Here is a 21699-nt window from a genome sequence, read left to right as displayed (position 1 = left end):
ACTATGAAAAAAATATTTTATATAATAGGAATTTCATTGGTTTTATTTTCATGCTCAGATGATTTATCATCCCTTAACATAGATGAAAAAAACCCGTCAATAGTTCCTGCTAGCTCCCTTTTTACAACGGCAGAAAGAAGCTTAACAGATCAAATGACCAATACAAATGTAAATCGAAATGTATTTAGATTGATAACTCAATATTGGACAGAAACAACCTATACTGATGAATCTAACTATGATTTTGTAACTAGAAAAATTTCAGACAATCACTGGAATGCTTTATATGCAGGAGCTTTAGCTGACTTAAATAAGGCTAAAATTTATACAGAGTCAGAAATTATAGCAAATGGAGATTTATCTTTTACAGAAAAAACTGCAATTAAAAAAAATAAATTAGCCCAAATAGATATACTAATGTCATATATCTATCAAGTATTAGTTGATACTTATGGAAATATCCCATACACAGAAGCTTTAAAAGGTGATGCTAATTATTTACCAAAATATGATAGCGGTGTAGAGGTCTACCGTAGCTTAATTACAAAAATAAATGATGCTATAGCAAATATTGATTCAAATTACGAATCATTTGGTGATGCAGATGTATTATTCCCACAAGCAGATGGTGATTCTGCAGCAAAATTAGAGTTATGGAAAAAATTTGCCAATAGTATAAAACTTAAAATAGGCATCAACTTATTGGCCTCGAATTTAGACAATACTTTAGCTACACAAACAATTGATTCAGCAATCATTGATGGTGTTATAAGTTCTAATTCTGAAAACTGTAAATTACCTTATCAAGCTAATCTACCTAACACAAATCAATTATATGTTGATTTAATTAATTCAGGAAGACATGATTTTGTCGTTACTAAACCTTTTGTGGATAAATTAATAGCCCTGAATGACCCTAGAAGACCAATTTACACAGATAACAATGTAAATGGTGGTATTGTAGGAAACTCAAATAGTTTTTCATCAAAAACCCATATAGGAGATGTTATTCAAGAACCAGACTTTAGTGGTACGTTATTAGACTATGCTGAGATTGAATTTTTATTAGCCGAAGCTGCAGAAAGTGGAATTGCATCTGCAGGTACAGCATCTGTGCACTATACAAACGCCATAACTGCCTCTATGGAAGATTGGGGTGTTGATTCTGCAGATATAGCAACGTATTTAGCTCAACCATCAGTTGATTATGCAACTGCAACTGGAACTTGGCAACAAAAAATTGGAGAACAAGCATGGATTGGACTTTACAATAGAGGCTTTGAAGCATGGACTTCATACAGAAGACTTGATTATCCAACACTTACAGCACCTGCTAATGCTGCTGCTGCTGCAAATGGGTTAGTTCCTGTTAGAATGGCTTTCCCTATTAGAGAACAAACTTTAAATCCAACAAACTATAATGCAGCTTCTGCCGCAATAGGTGGTGATTTATTGACAACTAAACTTTTTTGGGATGTCAACTAATTAATTTTTGAAAGTTATAATATAACCATCTCAAACTGGAAATGCCCCAAAAAGTTATACACTATTTGGGGCATTTTTTTAAGAAAAAAATTAAATAGAATTATATATTTAAGTATAATATACAATTAATATTAAAAGAAACCTTTTTTAATTAAATCTATTCTAAGTTAAAGAGATTAAACAAATCTGACATTCCCTATCTTTATTAGCTTAATTAAAAAGCTTCTTTTGAAAAATTATAATAAATTCAAAAATAGATACATTAAATAATTATTATAAAAAAAACAAAAGGAATTATCCTCATAAATATAAGAACTATTTTATAAATATCACCTTATTTATCATAAATAAATAAACATAAACTAATCAAAAGTCATAAAATATTGTTTTTTATTAGGAAAAATCTATTTTTATTACCATTTTTGAAAAACTAATTCAAATTAAGAAATATGAGATGTAAATTTAAATGGATTTTAACACTAATTGTTGCGTTATTATTTCAATTATCATTCGCCCAAGAAAAAACTATAACTGGTGTAGTTACTGATATCATAGGACCTTTATCTGGAGCTAATGTAATTATAAAAGGTACTAATAGAGGTGTCACTACAAATTTTGATGGTGGATATTCTATTAAAGCTAACGTAGGAGATGTTTTAGTTTTCTCTTATGTAGGCACAAAAGATACTAGTATCGTTATAGGTGAAGCTAACACTTACAATGTAACACTTAAAGCTGAAGAATTATCAGAAGTTGTAGTAACTGGTGCACTTGGTATTCAAAGAAAACCTGACGAACTTACAACTTCAAGCCAAGTAATAAAATCAGATGAAATTAATCAAGCAAAAAACCCTAATGCAATTCAATCTTTAACGGGAAAAGTAACAGGTTTACAAATCAATACAATTTCAACAGGTGTTAATCCTGCTACTGAAATTGTTTTAAGAGGTAATAAATCAATAACAGGGTCCAATCAGGCATTAATTGTTATTGACAACGTTATCACAAATGCTAACGCTTTATCAAATTTAGACCCAAATTTAATTGAATCTATCAATGTACTTAAAGGAGCTTCTGGATCAGCACTTTACGGATCCGTAGGTGGAAATGGAGCTATAATTGTTACTACAAAAAAAGGAAATAAACAAAAAGGAAAAGTAACAGTAGACATTACCTCTTCTGTAACTTTCGAAGAAATAGCTTTTTTACCACAAAAACAAGATCGATATGGTAAAGGTTATTGGGGAGAAATAGATGCCTTTGATCAAGGATCTTGGGGGCCAGAATATGATGGATCTATTCAACCTGTTGGTTTACCTTATCCTACATTTAACGACTTTAGATATAATACTTATGATTTTAGAAAAGATAATGTCAAAGACTTTTTTCAAACTGGAACAACTTTACAAAACTCATTAATTATTTCTGGAGGCGACAATGAAGGTTATTTTACTCTTGGCTACAACAAACGTAATACTGAAGGCATTATACCAAATGATGAATTCACTAGAGACGTAGTTAGTCTTAATACTGGTAAAACTTTTGGAAAATTAAAATTAAGTGGTATAGCTAGGTATAGTATTGACAAATCCAACGTTGTTTCATCATATGATAGTGATGCTAACAACACCAATGATAGGAATCTTTATCAACAACTAACACAAGTGCCAAGTGATGTTGATGTCACACAATTTAATTCTGGAAGTAATCAAGATCACTGGACAGCATTTGGAGATAGTCCATATTGGATTATGAATAATTCTCGAGCTGCAACTAGAGGTAAAAGGTTTGAAATAAATCTAGAGGGTCAATACAAATTCAATAAAAATATTAATTTGACTTATAGAACATCTATTAATGATCGTACTTATAGATTTGTTGACTATTTAAATGATTTTAACGCAACTTATACTATCACAGGCGACTCAAGGGATATTTCATCCACATTACAGGTTCAAACAGGAAATTCAAGAATTTACACTAATGATTTATTGGCCAATTTTATTTATGACTTAACAGAAGACATAAATTTAAATGCAATAGTTGGTGCTAGTACATGGGAAAATAATACTTATTTCCATGATTCTTTTGGTAGAGATTTAACGATACCTGGTTTTTATGACCTTAGCAACATTTCTAGCAGTATTGCAATTGATGAAGACAAATTCACTAGTAGAAACCTAGGTGTATTTGCAAACTTAGATCTAGGCTATAAAGATTACTTGTTCTTAAACTTAACCGCTAGAAAAGACTATAATTCAGCTTTAAATTTAGAAGGAAAAAAAGTAAAAGATTTAGGTTTTTTCTATCCTTCAGCTGGTGTTTCTTTTATACCTACAAAAGCATTTCCTGAATTAAAAGGTAAAATTTTACATAAAGCAAAAGTTTCTGCTTCATATGTTAAAGTTGGAAATGTAACAGGTTTAGCTCCTCACTCAATTATTGATACTGGTATTCAACCAGCTGCCTTCCCATATACTTCTTCTGGTTTAAATTCATTTATTTTACCTAATAGAACTACTGATAAAGAAATTGAGCCTGAATTCGTAACTTCGTTAGAAGGAAATATTAATTTAGAATTGCTAAACATTAGAGGTACACCAAGATTGACTTTTGACGCATCTTATTCTGAAACAAAAAACTCAAACCAAATCTTAACTACATCTGTATCATCATCAACAGGAGTATCTGCAGCAACAATTAATGTAGGTCAAACAACATCATCCGCTTTAGAACTAGATTTAGGATTCACTCCAATTAAAAATGAAAATTTTGAATGGTCAGCTAATATTGGTTACTTTACATTTGAAACAAATGTTGATAAAGTAACAAATGAATCTACGAGCGTGGCAACATCAAATGGGACTCCTGCTACTTATGCAATTGTAGGTAATCAATTTCCTGTAATTCAAGGAACATATTACGAGAGAGACGAATTAGGGAGAGTAGTCTTAGATAGTAATGGCGCACCAAAATTAGGATCAGGTATTAAAGTTCTAGGCAAAACTACTCCTGATTATATACTGAATTTTGGCACACAAATAAGATACAAAGGTTTTACTCTAAAGGCTACTGCTGATTATAGGACAGGACATCAATTTTATTCAGGAATATATCAAGATTTAACTACACAAGGTAGATCATATGTTACTGCTGAAAATGGACGCGGTTACTTTATATTTCCAAACTCAACTATTGAAGGGTCAGGAGTAACAAATACTACTGTATTAACTGGTCCAAGCTTCTCAGGTCCTTCACCATATGCAAAATATCAAGACTATATCCAATCTAACTATACAACAGTTGACGAAAATTTTATAGTAGACGCAACTGCATTTAAAGTAAGAGAAGTTTCATTAAGCTACTCTCTACCTTCTAAATTTCTAAAAGACGGTTTCATTAATGCTTGTACATTTGGCATAAGTGGTAGAAACTTATTAGTTATATTACCAAAAGAGAACAGAGGATACAATGACCCAGAGTTAGCTGGAGCAATAGGAGGTTATGGACAAACACCACCTACAAAATTCTATACCATGAGTATTAATTTAATATTCTAAAAGCAAAGTAAAATGAAAAAAATTAATTTAAAAAATATAAGCTTTACATTACTAGCAACTTTTGTCTTAGTATCATGTGATAATTATTTAGATATAAATGAAAGTCCAAATGGACCTAGTGGGCAAAAATTAGTGCCAGAAATTGTGATGCCAGGTGCTCAAACAACAACGAGTGCTACATTATTAACTACAATGAATATTTTAGGGAACACAATGGTTTCCACATGGTCTGGTAATGCTCAACAAATTCAAACTCCATATTCAAACGAATTTCAATACTTAGTGACCCCAGAATTTTATGGCAATATTTGGGAAAATCTTTATGAAAGAACTAGTAACTTTACTCATATAATCGAATTTGAAGATGAAAAAAATTATGACTATCATAAAGCTTCTTCTTTAATATTAAGAGCTTATTACTTTCAATACTTAGTTGATTTATATGGTGATATTCCTTACAGTGAAGCACATGGGAGAGGTAATAAATTATTCCCATCATATGATGATGCAGAAACTGTTTACTTTTCTTTAATTTCTGACATAAACAAAGCTATTTTACTAATTGACAACACAAATGTTGCTACGGTTGTCTCCATGGGCGCAAGTGATCCAATGTTAGGTGGAGATATGGATATGTGGAAAAAATTTGGAAACACTGTAAAGCTTCGTTTGTTAGTTAGAATGATGGATAAAGCCCAAACTGATTCTTCACTAGATACTTTTATAACAAATGAAATAGCAGATATAAATACAACGGGGATGTTATTAACATCAGGTGAAAATATAACTATTAATCCTGGCTATTCTGATGAAGCTAATAGAATGAATCCTTTCGCTGCAACATTTGGTTACACACCTGGTAACTTTGGCACAACAAGTCAACAAACAACTAGTAATACTGCTACAGGACCAACTACTTTTTTAGTAGATTTCTTAAATGGAACAACAACAGGAGTGATTGATCCTAGATTAGATGAATTGTATACTTTACGAGGTTCACAATCAGTAATAACTGGTAACATTCAAGGCGGAAACGATAATTTACCATCAAGACTTGGACCAGGTTTATTAAATTCCGCAACTCAAGATGGGTATATTATGACTGCATCAGAAGCACTTTTCTTACAAGCAGAAGCTAATCATAGAGGTTATTTAACAATAGGAAATGCAAAATCATATTATGATGCTGCAGTTCAAGCTTCATTTGACATGCTTAATTCTGGGAATGCAAATAATATAATTAATTCTGGTATAAATCTACTAGATTGGAATGCAAGTACTGGAAATGAAATAGAAACTATTATTACTCAAAAGTGGATTGCATTAGGAGGTACAAATGGAATTGAAACATGGATTGAATTTAATCGAACTGGATTCCCAAGTAATATGCCTTTACCCGTATCAACTTCAAGAACTCAAAGACCATATAGATTATTATATCCAAGTTCAGAATATGTTGGCAACTCATCAAATGTCACTCCTTATAATCAAACGACACAAACTGCGTTTACTGAAAAAATCTTTTGGGATGTAAACTAAAATTAAAAAATATGAAAAATATAAAAATTTTATTAATTACTCTAGTAGCTTCAGCATTATCAATTTCTTGCTTAGTTGACGATGAAATACCTTTATTAGAAAGTACAAACGCGACAACACTCTATACCGTAGGGTTTCAACAAACAAATAAAACGGCTAATGTTTTAATCGATGGTACTGGAAGCGTAGAATCTTACAGTCTTCCTGTAGACCTACTTAGTGGTCAAGAATTTACTCAAACACCTTCCATTACTGTTACATATGAAGTTGATCCTTCAAGTACTGCTGTTTTAGGAACACATTATAATATAACTAGTGGTAATTCAGTGAATATACCGGCTGATAGAGATTTTGGCACTATCGATTTTAGTTTTGATACCAATAATTTAGATGTCAATGACCCTCGAACTGTAGTTATCAATTTATTAACTAGTAGTAACGGCTCTGTTGCTGAACAATTCAAAAAAGTTACCCTCACAATTCAAGGTGTATGTCCTTCTGATTATGCTGGTGTATATACTTGCCCTCAAAACATATCAAGTACAGCTCCTATAGTAAATATAACTGAAATTGCACCTAATGTTTATAATATGGATGCAATGCCATACATAGCTCTTGGTGGATCTGGTGGATCTCCTGCTTTTATTGAGTTCTCTGAAGTTTGTGGAGTTGTTCAATGGGGAAGTTGGCAAGGAGACACTCTTGCTGAAGGAGATGGTACCATTGACCCTATTACTGGAGTAATTACATTTAACTACTTAAGAATTTATAATGGTAATGTTGCAGATCCTAATGATATTTGGTTCGATTTAGGACCATCTACATTTACACCTAATTAAGTCTAATTGAAATATTAAAAAAAATGAAATATTTATCTAAAAATATAAAAGCTATCCTAGTATCTGTTATAGTACTATCTTTTCTTGCCTCTTGTCAAGAAGATGACAGTTTAACTAGAAGAGGAAAACCAGGAATTAGTATTACAGAAAAGACTATTACTGTTATAGAAGGAGAAACAGCAACTTTTAATTTAAGCTTAGATTATGCTGTACAGAATAAACTAGATATTAGAATTGAACCATTAGATGAAAATGACAATCCAATACCCGTAACTGAACCTGATGGTGACCCAAATTCTGGAAATGGTTATATAAGATTAGATTTTGAAGATTTTAATGTCCCTTATGGAACTTGGTTTGAAGGAGGATATTTTAACTATGGCTATCAAGGAGGAACTGGTTATATAGTTACTTATCCAGCATATACAAAGGATTTTCAAATTGATATTGAAACAATTAGAGATATATTTCCAGAAAACACTAAAACATTTAAGTTTAGATTATCAGCAACTTCACTAATTGAAGCTGTTCTAGATGAAGTTATTACTTTGAATATCGAAAACTATGTAGGTACTGAATTAATAACAACTTTCTCTTGGGATGGTGACTATGTTAATGATGCTTGTGGTGATTTAGATTTAGATTTGGAACTATATTTAAACGGTGTTTTTACCAACTTTAGTTATTCTAATTGTCCTGAATCGTTAACTATTTCAGGTTCAGATACTGATGGAACATACACTCTTGATGCAAGTCTTTGGACTACTAATGGTGTTACTAACCCTGATAACATTAATATTCCTGCAACTATAAACTTTGCTAAACCAGGTGTTTTTAATGAGACTGTAGATTTATCCTCATTATTTCCTTTAAATGATGGTGGATTGGATGATGGCAATCCAAATGCAATTACAACTTTTACTATTGTTAAATCTGGAACTACATATTTAATAACAAACAGTAGTAATTCAACAATAGCTACAGGTAGAGAATCAAATTACAGAATTTCTTTAAATGAGAAAAGAGAATTGAAAAAATAAGCAAATTATAATTAAATTAAAACCACCTCATTAAAGGTGGTTTTTTTATACATTTGCATCATGGAAAAAGAGAATCAAATATTTGGAATTAGAGCTATAATTGAGGCCATCCAAGCAGGAAAAGAAATTGATAAAGTTTTTATTCAAAAAGAAAATCAAGGAGAGCTAATGCAGGAATTGATGAAAGCTATGAAAAAAAACAATATTAATTTTTCATATGTACCTGTTGAAAAATTAAATCGATTGACTTCAAAAAATCATCAAGGAGCCGTTGCTACAATTTCACCAGTTTCTTTTCATGATTTGGAAACTATGATTACAAATGTAGTAGAATCTGGAAAGAATCCTCTTTTTCTAATACTCGATCAACTATCTGATGCTCGTAATTTTGGAGCAATCATTAGAACTGCAGAATGTACAGGTGTAAATGGAATCATAGTTCAAAAACAAGGTTCTGCACCTGTAAATGGCGACACTGTTAAAACTAGTGCTGGTGCTGTTTTCAATGTTCCGATTTGTAAAGTAGAACATATTAAAGATGCTATTTACTATTTACAAGCTAGTGGAATACAAACCATTGCCGCAACAGAAAAAACAGAAAACACTATTTATGACATTAACTTTACTGAACCGATCGCAATTATAATGGGTAGTGAAGATCGTGGTGTTAATCCTTCTGTTTTAAAAATTGTAGATCAAAAAGCAAAACTACCAATGTTTGGAACTATTGAATCATTAAATGTTTCTGTAGCATGCGGTGCTTTTCTATATGAAGTAGTAAGACAAAGACTTTAAAATTTAAAAAAGTAATTTTTTACTTAATATATTAAGAACAATTCATTCTTTTTTAATTCCAATAAAATCATAGATTACTTTCAATGAAGAGGAAAAATATTCTTTTATTATTTCTTCTGGCTTTGGAGGTGGATTAAAATTCCCTTTTTCATCAAAATTCTTTATAAAAACATCGTTTTCAGGATTAAAATCTGGTTTTTCCCATTCGTAAACAGCTGGCTTTGCAAATTGTGATGTTTTCATAACTAAAGCCATAGCCAAACCTGTTAGAAAACCACTCAAGTGGCCTTCCCATGAAATCCCCTTTTCTACATCTGGAAACATATACCAAACCATTCCTCCATATAAAAGAATTATCAAAAAAGAAACAGCCATTAGTCTATAGTATTTTGTAAAAATTCCTTTAAAAAAAATAAAACTCACTAATACGTATATTAAACCGCTAGCACCTATATGATAACTTGGCCTTCCTAACAACCAAGTTCCCAAACCTGAAAACAAAATTCCAAATATAACAACCCTACCTGCTTGTTCTCTATAAAAAAAACGAAGTATTCCTAATAATACAAAAAGAGCTAAAGAATTATTAATTAAATGTTGTAAACTTCCATGCAAAAAAGCACTAAAAAAAATTCCTTTTAAACCGAAAGTCTCTCTTGGATAAATACCATAATGTGAAAAACTTATTTTAAAGTGTACTTCTACCCAAAAAACCATCCATAAAAACAGTATAAAAAGCATAGGTAAAAGAACAACTGAATAGCTGAAGTAAAAAGGATTATCTAAAGTAGCTTTTTTCATTCCATATAAATGTCAAAGATAAGACCAAAAAAACAAACATGCTTTTTTGTCATAGAATTAACTAATTTTGTCATAATAAAAACATTTCCTTAATTATACATTTTTGTACCATAAACAAAAAAGAATTATATTTAGCGAGTGGAAAGATTAAGAAAAACATTAAGTGAAAAAGTCAATATTTCTGATAGTGATTGGCAGTTCATCTTGTCTAAACTACATGTAAAAGAACACAAAAAAAAAGACTTACTTATCTCTACAAATACAGTTGAAAACAAGATTTACTTCATTTTAGAAGGAATCTTTAGATTATTCATAGAACTTCCTGAAAAAGACGTAACCATTGATTTTGGATTTCCAAGTAAATTTTTAAGTAGTTATTCTTCTTTTTTAACTCAAACACCTAGTGTCGCTTGCATTCAAAGTTTAACTAAATCAAAAGTAATTTATATTACTCGTGAAGATTTACATGAAATTTACAAATACACAAATGCTGGTGAGTCTATAGGAAGAGTATTCGCAGAAGATTTTTTTCTATATAAATCCAAAAGAGAATTGAGCTTTATGAAAGACTCATCTACAGATCGTTATTTAAATTTAGTAAAAGAACAGCAACAATTAATTCAAGAAATTCCACAAAAATATCTTGCCTCCTATATAGGAATTACTCCACAAGCATTAAGTAGAATACGAGCAAAAATTTAATTAAACTCAATTTATTAACCCAAGTTCATTGTTTCCAATACTCCAAGTCGTTTACTTTGCTTTAGAAATTTAAATCAAAAAAACATGGAAGCAAGTAATTTTAGTAACTCTGAAAACATGAGTCACAAAGTAAAAAACAATCACTTTGAAACAATCACTTCAAATAAACCTACAAGTGCGTTCATTGGAGCATCATGGATTGCTCTTTTAACTGGCATGGTCTCTTATTGTATTGGTCTTTGGAATGCAGAAATGGAGCTTAATGAAAAAGGGTATTATTTTTCCATCTTATTATTTGGACTCTTTTCTGTAATCTCTGTACAAAAATCAGTAAGAGATAGACTTGAAGGAATACCAGTTACAGATATGTATTATGGAATTAGCTGGTTTACAACATTAATCTCAATTCTACTATTAATAATTGGTCTTTGGAATGCTAATTTGCAGTTAAGTGAAAAAGGATTTTATGGTATGGCATTTTTATTAAGTCTATTTTCAGCCATAACTGTTCAAAAAAACACCCGCGATTTACTACTATCCAATCAATCAGAAAAAAGTAGCGAATAAAATCATCTAATTTGAAAGTAAAAAGGTTTGAAACGTAAATTTTCAAACCTTTTTACTTTAGTTCAAAATAAAAAAAAATGTACTTTTACATCATGGAAGCACCATTAGCAGAACGTATTCGTCCGCAACATTTATCAGAATATATTAGTCAATTACATTTAGTAGGAGAACAAGGTTCGTTAACACATCAAATTAGCAAAGGAATTATTCCAAGTCTAATTCTGTGGGGACCACCTGGAACAGGTAAAACAACTCTTGCGCAAATTATGGCTCAAGAAAGCAAACGCCCTTTTTATCAATTAAGCGCCATACATTCAGGTGTTAAAGATATTAGAGAAGTAATTGAAAAAGCAAAACAAAGTGGAGGTTTATTTACAGCAAAAAATCCAATTTTATTTATTGATGAAATTCATCGTTTTAGCAAATCACAACAAGATTCTTTACTAGCAGCTGTTGAGAAAGGTTGGGTTACATTAATTGGTGCTACAACCGAAAATCCAAGTTTTGAAGTAATCCCTGCATTATTGTCTAGATGTCAAGTTTATGTTTTGAATGCGTTTACCAGAGATGACTTAGAAGCGCTTTTAAAAAGAGCAATTACTACAGATGAAATTTTAAAAACAAAAAATATTGATTTAAAAGAAAGTGAAGCACTGTTAAGACTTTCTGGAGGTGATGGCCGAAAATTATTGAATATTTTTGAACTTATAGTAAATGCATCTGATGACGATTTTATTGAAATAACAAATGATAGAGTTACACATTTAGTCCAAAAAAGCACAGTTCTTTACGATAAAACAGGCGAGCAACATTACGATATTGTTTCAGCTTTTATAAAATCAATTCGTGGTAGTGATCCAAATGGTGCTGTTTATTGGTTGGCCCGAATGATTGAAGGTGGAGAAGATGTGAAATTTATTGCGAGACGCATGCTCATTTTAGCTAGTGAGGATATTGGAAATGCTAATCCTACCGCTTTAATAATGGCGAATAATACTTTTCAAGCCGTTACAACTATTGGTTATCCAGAAAGCAGAATCCTTTTAAGTCAATGTGCAATCTATTTGGCATCGTCTGCAAAAAGTAATGCTAGTTATATGGCAATTAACAAAGCTCAACAATTGGTAAAACAAACTGGTGATTTATCGGTTCCAATTCACTTACGAAATGCTCCAACTAAACTAATGAAAGAATTAGGTTATGGTGAAGACTATAAATATTCACATGATTTTCCCAATAATTTTGCAGAACAAGAATTTTTACCAAAAGAGCTAAGTAAAACTAAGCTTTTTGATCCTGGAGATAATGCTCGAGAAAGAGAATTAAGAACTTTCTTAAAAAATAGATGGAAAGATAAATATGGGTATTAAAGTTAGAAGTTACAACACAAAAACAGTAGACTACCTAAATAATTCACTATCATCTTATTAGTTATTCTAATTTTTATTAAAACTTAACATCTACTTTTTCTATAATTAGTTTGTCTTTTTTATAATATTCATAAAACCAAGACTCATCTTTTTTATAAAATATACCATTATCCATCATCCCTCTCTCTCCAAGAAACAAATTATCAATAGATGTTTTTTGCAATTCGAAAATGACATTTGGAATAGCATTTACAAGTTTAAAACCCGTCTCAGTAGGCAGAGCATATAATGCACTTTTATTACCTATCTCTTTACTAACAGGTATTAAATCTTCTAACGCTCCTTTTTTTTCTGGGACAATCTGTTGATCAACTAATCCTGTAAGATTTTCAGAAGTTTTAAAATTTAATTTCCCTTTAAGAGAAGTTAATGCAGTTCTTAAAGTTTGATTATAAGCCTTATCATAATCTTTCTCTCTACTTGATCCTTCTTCACTAATTACTAAAACTTCATTCTTACAATCTTTCACATTAACAGTTATCTTTGTCATGAACATTGAGTTATTCTCTAACACATTAACGTACAAAGCCAAACATCTATTTTTCAACAACTCATTTGGTAAATTTTCAGTATCATAAAAAACAACAAAACCTTCTGTCTCGAAAAAAGATTTGGTTAAACTATTTAAATTATATTTATTCGGCTCTTTAAAAAAAGAAAATTGCCCAGGAACAACAACATATTTATATTTCTCCTGTGCTTGTGAAAATAAAGAAAATACAATTATTAAAATAAGTACTATTTTTCTCATATTATAAAAAGTTTTTAAGTTCTATTAGTTGATTAATTTGATTTATTTCTTTTTCAATTTTGATTTTCTTCTCATTAAAAAAAATAGCATCAATTCCAAAACCTAACGCTCCCTCAATATCTGCTTCAAGGCTATCTCCTATCATTATACTATCTTCTTTCTTAGCTTTCGCCAAAGATAGTGCAAATTCAAATATGCTTGGATGTGGTTTTTTTACTCCTGCTAATTCTGAATTAGTTATTGTACTAAAGTAATGAAAAATGTTCGCATTTTTCATTTTTTTATCTTGTACTTGATTAAAACCGTTTGTAACAATATGTAAATTATATTTTGGTTGCAAATATTCCAAAATTTCTATAGTTCCTTCAAACAAATGATTGCTATTAGGCAAATGTTCAATATAATCGTCTGAAATTTGATCAACCAATTCTCTTGAAACAGAAACATCTAAAATCTCAAAAACATCATTTAAACGCCTAAAACGTAGCTCTTCCTGCGAAATTTCATTTACTTGATAAAGCGACCAATAATATTGGTTTTTAGGAATATAATGTTCTAAAAAATCGGCAATAGAAAAGTTAAAATCATATTGTTTGAAAATAATACCAAATGCTACTTCTGAATTCTTATCAAAATCCCAAAGCGTGTGATCTAAATCGAAAAAAAGGTGCTTTTTGTTTTTAAAAATCATTTATAAAATTCCTATAGTTTTAAAAATATATCTAAGGTTCTGAAAGCAGAACAATATTTAAAAAAAGCCCAAAAAATGGGCTTCAAATTAATTTCCTGCTGTAATAACTGCATTTTCTATATGATAAATCCAATCTTCCACATCATTATCATTATACCTAAATTTCCCTTTTAATGTAACAAATTGATCTGTTTTTAATTTAGGTAAATCTCCTTTAAATTTAATTCCCATTAAGGTTTCTGGCCCTGATTTTCCACAAAAAAAACAAGCTGCAAATACATTTTTACTTACTGCATAATTTTTATTATCAATAGGAATAATAAAACCACTTATAGTCACTTCTTTACTTTGTAAAGACTTTAATTTTGGATTAATAACAGGAAACATTATTTCACCATAAACTTTATCTGGCTTTTTTAAATATTCTATTTTACCTAACAAACTCCATGTCAGAGTATCTGTTAAAATGATTTCTTTATCCTTTTTAAATGTACTATTTTGTTCTTTTTTATTAAAACTAAATAGAGAAACTAGAACTAATAGTGCTATTGAAAATTTAATATAATTACGCATTGGCTAATGTTTTTGAAATATTTAATTGGTATGCTTTTATCGCTGGGAGTAAGGCTGCAAAAAAACCTACAAAGAGCGTTAATAAAAATAACACTCCTTCTTTTTTCCAAATAAATTCATACGGATTGAAACTAAACTTAAAATCTTTTTCTGCTGATGACGAAATGAGCATTAATGCTATTCTTCCCAAAATCGTACCAAAAATAAAACCTACCACACAGAGCAATAGACTTTCTATCATAACTAAAATCAAAAGTTGGTGTCTTTTAGCTCCATTTACTCTCAATAATGCAAATTCATTTTTACGTTCTTTCAATGTATTGAACAAAGCAATAAAAATTGAAATTCCAGAAATCAACATGATACCATAAGCTAAATATCGCAATGCATCAATCCCTATTCCAAACATAGAAACCAAACGATTAACTTCAATTGCTGGAGAAGCTACTTGCATTTTAGTGTTTTGAGCTATAATTCTTGGCCAAGTTACAATGCCCATCTTATTTCTAAACTGCAATAAAACAGCCGTTATTTCCATTCCTTTTTCATCAAGTGTCATTTCTTTATCATCATGATGTGAATGTTCGTCATGATCATGTTCGTGTTGCAAATGTTCATCACCTTCTTCATGTCTATGACCTTCTTCTCCATGTATTGGATTATGCAATTCTTCTTCTTCATGACTACCATGCATCTCCCAAACACTTGGTATTGTACATAAAATAAGATTATCAACTACTCTTCCAGTCATTTCTGCAATTCCAACTACTTTATAAGAAAAATGATCATGAACTTCTCCTTCTGCTGCGTCACCATGAGAACCAAAAAACTCGTCACCTATTTTTAAATTTAGTTTTTTGGCTATTTCTCCACCAATTACTACCTCAAAATTCTTTTCAAATACTTTTCCTTTTGAAATTTTAGCTTCATATTTTTCCAAATAATCTGTTGTAGTTCCCAAAATTTTATAGCCTCTATAATTATCTCCAAAAGCCAAAGGAATAGCTTTTTTAACAAAAGGATGTTGCATCCAAACTTTTGCTGAATCGTAACTAATATTTCCTGTAGGAGCATCTACTTGGTAAACAGAAGATAGTATTAATTGCAATGGACTTCCTTGCGCTCCAAGAACCAAGTCTACTCCATCAATATTACTATTAAACTTTTCTTCAAATTGTTTTTCCAATAATACTAAAACCGTAATTATAGCAACACTTGACGTTAACAAGATAATACTTAAAATAGTATTTAAAGGTTTAAACCAAATATTTCTCCAAGCTAGTTTTGCTATCATTTTACACTAAAGTTATTCGGTTACTAAATTTTTCTTTTATTCTACTGTCGTGAGTGACTATAATTAAAGCGGCTTTATTTTCTTTAGATAAAGAAGTTAGTAACTCAATTACTTTTTCAGCATTTTTATCATCCAAACTAGAAGTAGGCTCATCTGCTAATAATACTTTTGGCTCATTCATTAAAGCACGAGCGATTGAGACACGTTGTTGCTGTCCAATACTTAATTGATTAGGCAACTTATCACTTTGATTAGTTATACTTAATTGTTCCAAAAGTTTTTTAGCTCTATTTGAATTTTTCTTACCACTTGCTAACCAACTTGCCATTTCTAAATTTTCCAAAACTGTTAAGGCACTAACAAAATGTGATTTTTGAAATACAATTCCAATATTTTGACCTCTAAATTTATCATTTTTACTTTCTGACAAGGTAACAATATCTGTATCATCAATTGTTATTGCACCTGTTGTAGGGTGAAGTAAACCAGCTAATATATGCAAATATGTCGTTTTCCCTTTCCCAGAATCACCTGTTATAAGAATAGTACTTCCTGCATCGCAATGCAAATCGGGTAAAATAAAAGATTGTTCTTTATTATAAGAAAACGTAATGTTTTTTGTGCTTATCATTTTTGATATGCTTAATTTTTAATGAGCTGCAATATAACAAATTGAAAAGAAAAAAATCTTAATGTTTATTTAAAAATTCTCTTATCGAAAGGGAAATCTTCTTGTTGTATAATTTTAATTTTCTTAAAATCGTCATGAAAAGGATTTAATAGATAATTATAATCTCCTTGAACCACAGCAGAAGGCACTTTTAACACAGCACTTTTCTTACTTCTAAGAAACTCATCTCCAATTTTTTGCGTATCAACTAACTCTGGAAAACTATTCCAACCTAATGGTATTTTTTTTACATCTAGCATTTCTACAACCACATCATCTGGTATAAAAATAGTTAACATAACATAACCACTAGGTAAAGTTGCTAAAGTAACATGCACTACAACCTCAGCCATGGCTAAAGCCCTACTTTGCGCAGTATAAACCACTTCAATACCTTTAGAATTCCATCTTGCACCAGTTATAGATGCACCAACACCAGAAAGTTCAATCGGATATTTTTTATTAGCTAACCGAAATACTTCCATTACACAAATATTCCGTATTGAATTTTATTCAATTCATTCATAACCATTTCTTTTCCATAAGAATCTTTTAACAGTTCAAAGGGCTGCAGGTTTCCCAAAGCAAAATTTGGAGTATTTAACCAAAGATAAAATTGTTCTTTTGAATCAAACACTTCTTTCCCTAACGATGTCACTTCTGCTAATTCTAAGATTTTTTCTGTAGGAATAGGATCGAAAACAAAATCTTTTTTGGATTTATTACGTTGTAATGTTCGTAAAGAAACACCTAAAAATTGCGCCCAGTCTTCCTCATTAAAAGGAGTACGTTCTTTTATTAAATCATATATCTCGTATGGCAACCCTCTTCTAATGGAATGCACAATCAACATCCGGTTTGACAAGAATTTTTTATAAGTAATATTTTTATCAACCACTGTTAAATCTGACTCTTTCCCTACCTTAGAGACATACATTCTAACAGCTTTATCTATTTTTAGATCTGAATTAGCAACTAACTTTGTCATAATGGCGTCATTTGTCTGTAAATTTACGACAATTGTCTCTTAAAAACAAATTATTTATATCATTTAATCCAGTTTACCTGTTTCTAACCAGTTTACAGTATCTCTAAAAACGGTATCCCAATTATAACTATCTTCTACTAGATTTCCGTCTTCATCAAACTCTTTTTTAAAGAAATTATGGTCATAATCAGGATAGGCTTTTACAAAAAAATCTCTTTTATCTTTTAATAAAAACAGAAGCAAATCATTATGAAAAGCAGTTAAGTCATTAGTTCCATAAATCACCAATATTGGATTATTAAATTTTTTGAAGCTATTAAAAGTTAACTCAGAATTATAACTTGACCAATTATACAAATCAGCATCTTTTTTATATTCTTCAATTTTTCCAATACTAAGAAAATTTTTAGTAATATCATTGATGGCGTTTTGAGAAATCGAATCATTACTTTGAGTGTAACTATCTAATCTGTATTTTAATATTTCTTCTGTGGATCTATTAAATGGATCAGCAGACATACAAACAAGCTTAGTGATTTTTTTATTATTTTCCGATAATTTAGCCGCAACACGATATCCTTCAGAATGACCTACAACATAAATAGCTTTTTTATCAACCCATTTTTGTTTATATAAGAAATTCAGTACTTCTCTTGTTTGTAGCACTCTATAAGTAAGGTTATCATATTTAATATACTCTAAAGGAACGTATCCATTTGCATCTTTATAACCATTTGCGTCTCTTTGAAATTCACCTAATAATGGTATGCCTTTTCTAGCGATTAATATTAAATTATATTTATCTAAATATTCTGCTGTTTTGAAAGGAAATAAAGTAAAAAATTCTTCTTTATCTTTAAAGACAATTGGCAAAGGCAACGAACCCTGTAGAAAGATTATTGTAGGTTTTGTTGTATTATCTCTATTAATTGACCTTATAAAAACAATTGTATCTGATTTTGTTTTTAATTCAACTTTATCAAAACCTATCTCTTTTAATTCATTAATTTGTCCAAAAGATTTAAGAAAGAATAAGAAAAAAATTAAAAACAGCATTTTGACATTCAAACTTACCTTACATAATTTTATCATAACTACCACTTATTTATTAAAAGTTCATCTCTACCCTACATCATTCCTTCATCTGCAAAACTAAAATACCCTTTTTCAGTGATAATAATATGATCTAATACATGTATTTCTAAAGTTTTTCCAGCTTGTTGTAAATTTTTCGTTAATTGAATATCTGCTTGACTAGCTGTTAATTTACCCGACGGATGATTATGAGATAGAATAACAGCTGTAGCATTATGTTCAAAGGCTAATTTAAAAACCACTCTAGAATCAACAATTGTTCCAGTTATTCCTCCTTTACTTATTTGAGTTTTATAAATCACTTTATTAGCATTATTCAAATATAACACCCAGAATTCCTCATGAGCCAATTCACCTATTAAAGGTTGCATAATTTCAAAAACAGCTTTACTTGATGAGACTTTTGATAGCTCAATTGTTTCTTCTGCCCTTCTTCTTCTACCAAGTTCTAAAGCTGCTACTATTGAGATAGCTTTAGCCTCACCTATGCCTTTAAATTGAATTAATTGTTGAACGGATAGCTTACCTAATAAATTGAGGTTGTTATTGGCTGAAGCTAAAATGCGCTGACAAAGCTGAACAGCACTTTCATTTCTAGAACCTGAACCTATGAGTATGGCTAAAAGTTCTGAATCTGATAAAGTGGATTTCCCTTTAAGAAGAAATTTTTCACGAGGACGATCGTCTTCTGCCCATTGATTAATTGGCGTGTACATATAATATTTATTTTGGCATTTATAAGAAACAAATTAAATTCATTTTTTATTACTTTCAAAATATTTAATTTACAATTTACTGATTACTTTAGCGTTATTTTAAAAACAGAAAATGAAATTTATTCTACTTTTGGCTTTATTTATTAATTTATCAGGTTGCCAAGAAAAAAAAGAAACATTAAAACCTATAGTTTCAGTTAAAGAAAAAAAGAAAAATAGTACTCCTGAACTAATTCAAGCCAAAACTTTCGCGGAAAAACTTTCAAATGCTGCCATCTCAATTATTGATCCCGAAGTTATTTATACACCAACTTATGTTGGTATAAAATATCCAAATGGAGACGTTCCGAAAAAAACTGGTGTTTGTACTGATGTTGTGATTCGTACTTATCGCAAATTGAACATTGATTTACAAAAAGAAGTTCATGAAGACATGAAGTCTAATTTTTCTAAATATCCCAAAACTTGGGGATTAAAATCTACCGATAAAAATATTGATCATCGAAGAGTACCTAATTTGGAAGTTTTTTTTGAAAGGAAGGGAGAAAAATTGATTGTTAGCCAAAATCCAAATGATTACAAAACAGGTCATTTAGTAACTTGGATGATTGGCAACAAATTACCACATATAGGAATTATCACACATTTAAAATCAAAAGATGGAAAACGACCTATGATTGTTCATAATGTTGGTGGTGGACAAGTTTTACAAGATTGTTTGTTTAACTATAGTATTGTGGGACATTTTAGGTATGGAAAATAATGTATTAATTTGTTAATTAAACAATTTGTCACATTAACTAATCAAGCCCTTTACCTCATCAAAATTCAAACCTCCATAATTACCTGAACTCATTAGTAACAAAGTGCTATCAGTAAAGTTTTGAGTAAAAATAAACTCTTTAAATTCTTTAGGATTTGTATAAATAATCAAATCATTCCTTTTAAAAGATTGAGCAATTTGATTATAAGTAACCTCTTCTAGTTGTTTAATTTTTATAGCATCAGGAGAATAAAAAACTACTGCTACATCTGCACTATCTAAAGCTCCTTCATATTCTTTTAAGAATTCTGCATTTAAACTACTGTATGTATGTAATTCTAAACAAGCTACTAATTTTCTATCTGGATATTGATTTTTAACTGCTTTAGTTGTGGCAGATACTTTACTTGGTGAATGTGCAAAATCTTTATAGGCAACTTTATTGCTGCTTTCTGCAATTTTTTCTAATCGCTTGCTTGCTCCTTTAAAACTCCCAATCGCTTCGTAAAATTCAGCTTCATCCACACCCATACATTGACAAACCCATTTAGCTCCAGCTAAATTATTTAGATTATGAGATCCAAAAACTTCAATTGGCATTGGTCCTTCTGGTGTATCTAATAAAGTTACTCCGTTTTCTACAACATGATTAGGTGTATAATAGGCAATTTTACGGATTGGGTTTTCCGTTTCTTCTGCTACTTGCTTAACAGTTTTATCTTCTTCATTATAAACTAAAATACCACCTTTAGTAATTTGATTAGTAAAAATCCTAAATTGGTCTATGTAATTATCAAATGTTGGAAACACATTAATATGATCCCATGCAATTCCTGACAGTAAAGCTATATTAGGTTGGTACAAATGGAATTTTGGACGTAAGTCTATCGGTGAAGACAAATATTCATCTCCTTCTAATACAATAAAATCATTTTCTTCAGTAAGGTGAACCATCGTATCAAAACCCTCTAACTGTGCTCCTACCATATAATCTACTTCGATAGCATGAAAATGCATTACATGAAGTATCATAGAAGTAATAGTAGTTTTACCATGAGAACCACCAATTACAACTCTCGTTTTATTTTTAGATTGTTCATAAAGAAATTCTGGATAGGAATAAATCTTCAATCCCAATTCCTTCGCTTTTAACAATTCAGGATTATCTCCTTTCGCATGCATACCAAGAATAATCGCATCTAAATCAGAAGTGATTTTTTCAGGAAACCAACCTAACTCTTTTGGTAACAATCCTTTCTTATCTAATCTAGATTTTGAAGGCTCAAAAATGGCATCATCACTACCTGTTACTTTATATCCTTTATTATGAAGGGCTAGTGCCAAATTATGCATAGCAGCACCACCAATAGCTATAAAATGTGTATTCATTTAAAATTTGA

21 protein-coding genes are annotated in these 21699 nt (G+C 30.3%); 10 read left to right on the top strand and 11 right to left on the bottom strand.

From position 1 onward, the window contains the following. Positions 1–3: 3 nt before the first annotated feature. The 6 genes from FIA58_RS10240 to rlmB all read left to right on the top strand — a co-directional run bounded on the left by FIA58_RS10240 (position 4) and on the right by rlmB (position 9258). A complete protein-coding gene (locus FIA58_RS10240; RefSeq protein ID WP_140962392.1) occupies positions 4–1485 on the top strand; it encodes a SusD/RagB family nutrient-binding outer membrane lipoprotein in 1482 nt (493 codons plus the stop codon). A gap of 449 nt (positions 1486–1934) precedes the next feature. Then, a complete protein-coding gene (locus tag FIA58_RS10235) occupies positions 1935–5045 on the top strand; it encodes a SusC/RagA family TonB-linked outer membrane protein (protein WP_140962391.1) in 3111 nt (1036 codons plus the stop codon). A 12-nt stretch (positions 5046–5057) separates the two neighbouring features. Beyond that, on the top strand, positions 5058–6584 hold the full coding sequence (locus FIA58_RS10230; RefSeq protein WP_140962390.1) for a SusD/RagB family nutrient-binding outer membrane lipoprotein: 1527 nt from the start codon (positions 5058–5060) through the stop codon (positions 6582–6584). An 11-nt stretch (positions 6585–6595) separates the two neighbouring features. Next, positions 6596–7423 (top strand): hypothetical protein, encoded by an 828-nt coding sequence (locus tag FIA58_RS10225; RefSeq protein ID WP_140962389.1) that lies wholly within the window; start codon positions 6596–6598, stop codon positions 7421–7423. A gap of 23 nt (positions 7424–7446) precedes the next feature. Then, positions 7447–8463 carry a hypothetical protein gene (locus FIA58_RS10220; RefSeq protein WP_140962388.1) on the top strand — a complete coding sequence of 339 codons (1017 nt, stop codon included), beginning with the start codon at positions 7447–7449 and terminating at the stop codon, positions 8461–8463. Positions 8464–8523: 60 nt separating this feature from the next. Beyond that, entirely contained in the window at positions 8524–9258 is a 735-nt protein-coding gene (rlmB, locus tag FIA58_RS10215; protein ID WP_140962387.1) for a 23S rRNA (guanosine(2251)-2'-O)-methyltransferase RlmB, read from the top strand. A 42-nt stretch (positions 9259–9300) separates the two neighbouring features. Here rlmB and FIA58_RS10210 read toward each other — a convergent pair whose 3' ends face one another. After that, the gene (locus FIA58_RS10210; RefSeq protein WP_140962386.1) at positions 9301–10059 is read right to left on the bottom strand and encodes a rhomboid family intramembrane serine protease; all 759 of its coding nucleotides are present in this window, start codon (positions 10057–10059) and stop codon (positions 9301–9303) included. 138 nt (positions 10060–10197) lie between these two features. Between FIA58_RS10210 and FIA58_RS10205 the strand changes: the two genes are divergently transcribed. From FIA58_RS10205 to FIA58_RS10195, 3 genes are all read left to right on the top strand, one after another. Beyond that, entirely contained in the window at positions 10198–10761 is a 564-nt protein-coding gene (locus tag FIA58_RS10205) for a Crp/Fnr family transcriptional regulator (RefSeq protein WP_140962385.1), read from the top strand. A 117-nt stretch (positions 10762–10878) separates the two neighbouring features. Next, a complete protein-coding gene (gene yiaA, locus FIA58_RS10200; protein WP_243754667.1) occupies positions 10879–11328 on the top strand; it encodes an inner membrane protein YiaA in 450 nt (149 codons plus the stop codon). Positions 11329–11420: 92 nt separating this feature from the next. Continuing rightward, a complete protein-coding gene (locus FIA58_RS10195; protein ID WP_140962619.1) occupies positions 11421–12698 on the top strand; it encodes a replication-associated recombination protein A in 1278 nt (425 codons plus the stop codon). Positions 12699–12774: 76 nt separating this feature from the next. On the opposite strand, the gene FIA58_RS10190 is transcribed toward FIA58_RS10195, so the two are convergent. The 9 genes from FIA58_RS10190 to radC form a co-directional block, all read right to left on the bottom strand. Beyond that, complete coding sequence (locus tag FIA58_RS10190; protein WP_140962383.1) at positions 12775–13509, bottom strand: hypothetical protein; 735 nt, start codon at positions 13507–13509, stop codon at positions 12775–12777. Between the two features lies 1 nt (position 13510). Beyond that, the gene (locus tag FIA58_RS10185; RefSeq protein ID WP_140962382.1) at positions 13511–14200 is read right to left on the bottom strand and encodes a YjjG family noncanonical pyrimidine nucleotidase; all 690 of its coding nucleotides are present in this window, start codon (positions 14198–14200) and stop codon (positions 13511–13513) included. Between the two features lie 87 nt (positions 14201–14287). Then, positions 14288–14773 (bottom strand): hypothetical protein, encoded by a 486-nt coding sequence (locus FIA58_RS10180; protein WP_140962381.1) that lies wholly within the window; start codon positions 14771–14773, stop codon positions 14288–14290. Further along, positions 14766–16067 carry an ABC transporter permease gene (locus FIA58_RS10175; protein ID WP_140962380.1) on the bottom strand — a complete coding sequence of 434 codons (1302 nt, stop codon included), beginning with the start codon at positions 16065–16067 and terminating at the stop codon, positions 14766–14768. Before FIA58_RS10175 ends, FIA58_RS10180 begins: the two co-directional genes overlap by 8 nt. Before the next feature lies 1 nt (position 16068). Then, positions 16069–16698: an ABC transporter ATP-binding protein gene (locus FIA58_RS10170; RefSeq protein ID WP_140962379.1), complete on the bottom strand. Its 630-nt coding sequence runs from the start codon at positions 16696–16698 to the stop codon at positions 16069–16071. Positions 16699–16763: 65 nt separating this feature from the next. After that, the gene (locus FIA58_RS10165) at positions 16764–17222 is read right to left on the bottom strand and encodes an RES family NAD+ phosphorylase (protein ID WP_140962378.1); all 459 of its coding nucleotides are present in this window, start codon (positions 17220–17222) and stop codon (positions 16764–16766) included. After that, on the bottom strand, positions 17222–17725 hold the full coding sequence (gene parS, locus FIA58_RS10160; protein WP_140962377.1) for a type II RES/Xre toxin-antitoxin system antitoxin: 504 nt from the start codon (positions 17723–17725) through the stop codon (positions 17222–17224). Before parS ends, FIA58_RS10165 begins: the two co-directional genes overlap by 1 nt. Positions 17726–17788: 63 nt before the next feature. After that, positions 17789–18817: an alpha/beta hydrolase gene (locus FIA58_RS10155; RefSeq protein WP_140962376.1), complete on the bottom strand. Its 1029-nt coding sequence runs from the start codon at positions 18815–18817 to the stop codon at positions 17789–17791. A 35-nt stretch (positions 18818–18852) separates the two neighbouring features. Beyond that, the gene (radC, locus tag FIA58_RS10150; protein ID WP_140962375.1) at positions 18853–19536 is read right to left on the bottom strand and encodes a RadC family protein; all 684 of its coding nucleotides are present in this window, start codon (positions 19534–19536) and stop codon (positions 18853–18855) included. A gap of 112 nt (positions 19537–19648) precedes the next feature. Here radC and FIA58_RS10145 point away from each other — a divergent pair, with 112 nt between their 5' ends. Continuing rightward, positions 19649–20299 (top strand): DUF1287 domain-containing protein, encoded by a 651-nt coding sequence (locus tag FIA58_RS10145; RefSeq protein ID WP_140962374.1) that lies wholly within the window; start codon positions 19649–19651, stop codon positions 20297–20299. Positions 20300–20332: 33 nt separating this feature from the next. Here the strand turns inward: FIA58_RS10145 and FIA58_RS10140 are convergent, their stop codons facing one another. Then, positions 20333–21688, bottom strand: coding sequence for a UDP-N-acetylmuramate--L-alanine ligase (locus FIA58_RS10140; RefSeq protein WP_140962373.1), 1356 nt, complete (start codon positions 21686–21688; stop codon positions 20333–20335). Positions 21689–21699 lie beyond the last annotated feature (11 nt).

Origin of the sequence: Flavobacterium jejuense (assembly GCF_006491595.2) — a bacterium.
Classification (GTDB): Bacteria; Bacteroidota; Bacteroidia; order Flavobacteriales; family Flavobacteriaceae; genus Flavobacterium; species Flavobacterium jejuense.
This window is presented reverse-complemented; position numbering and strand designations above follow the sequence as displayed.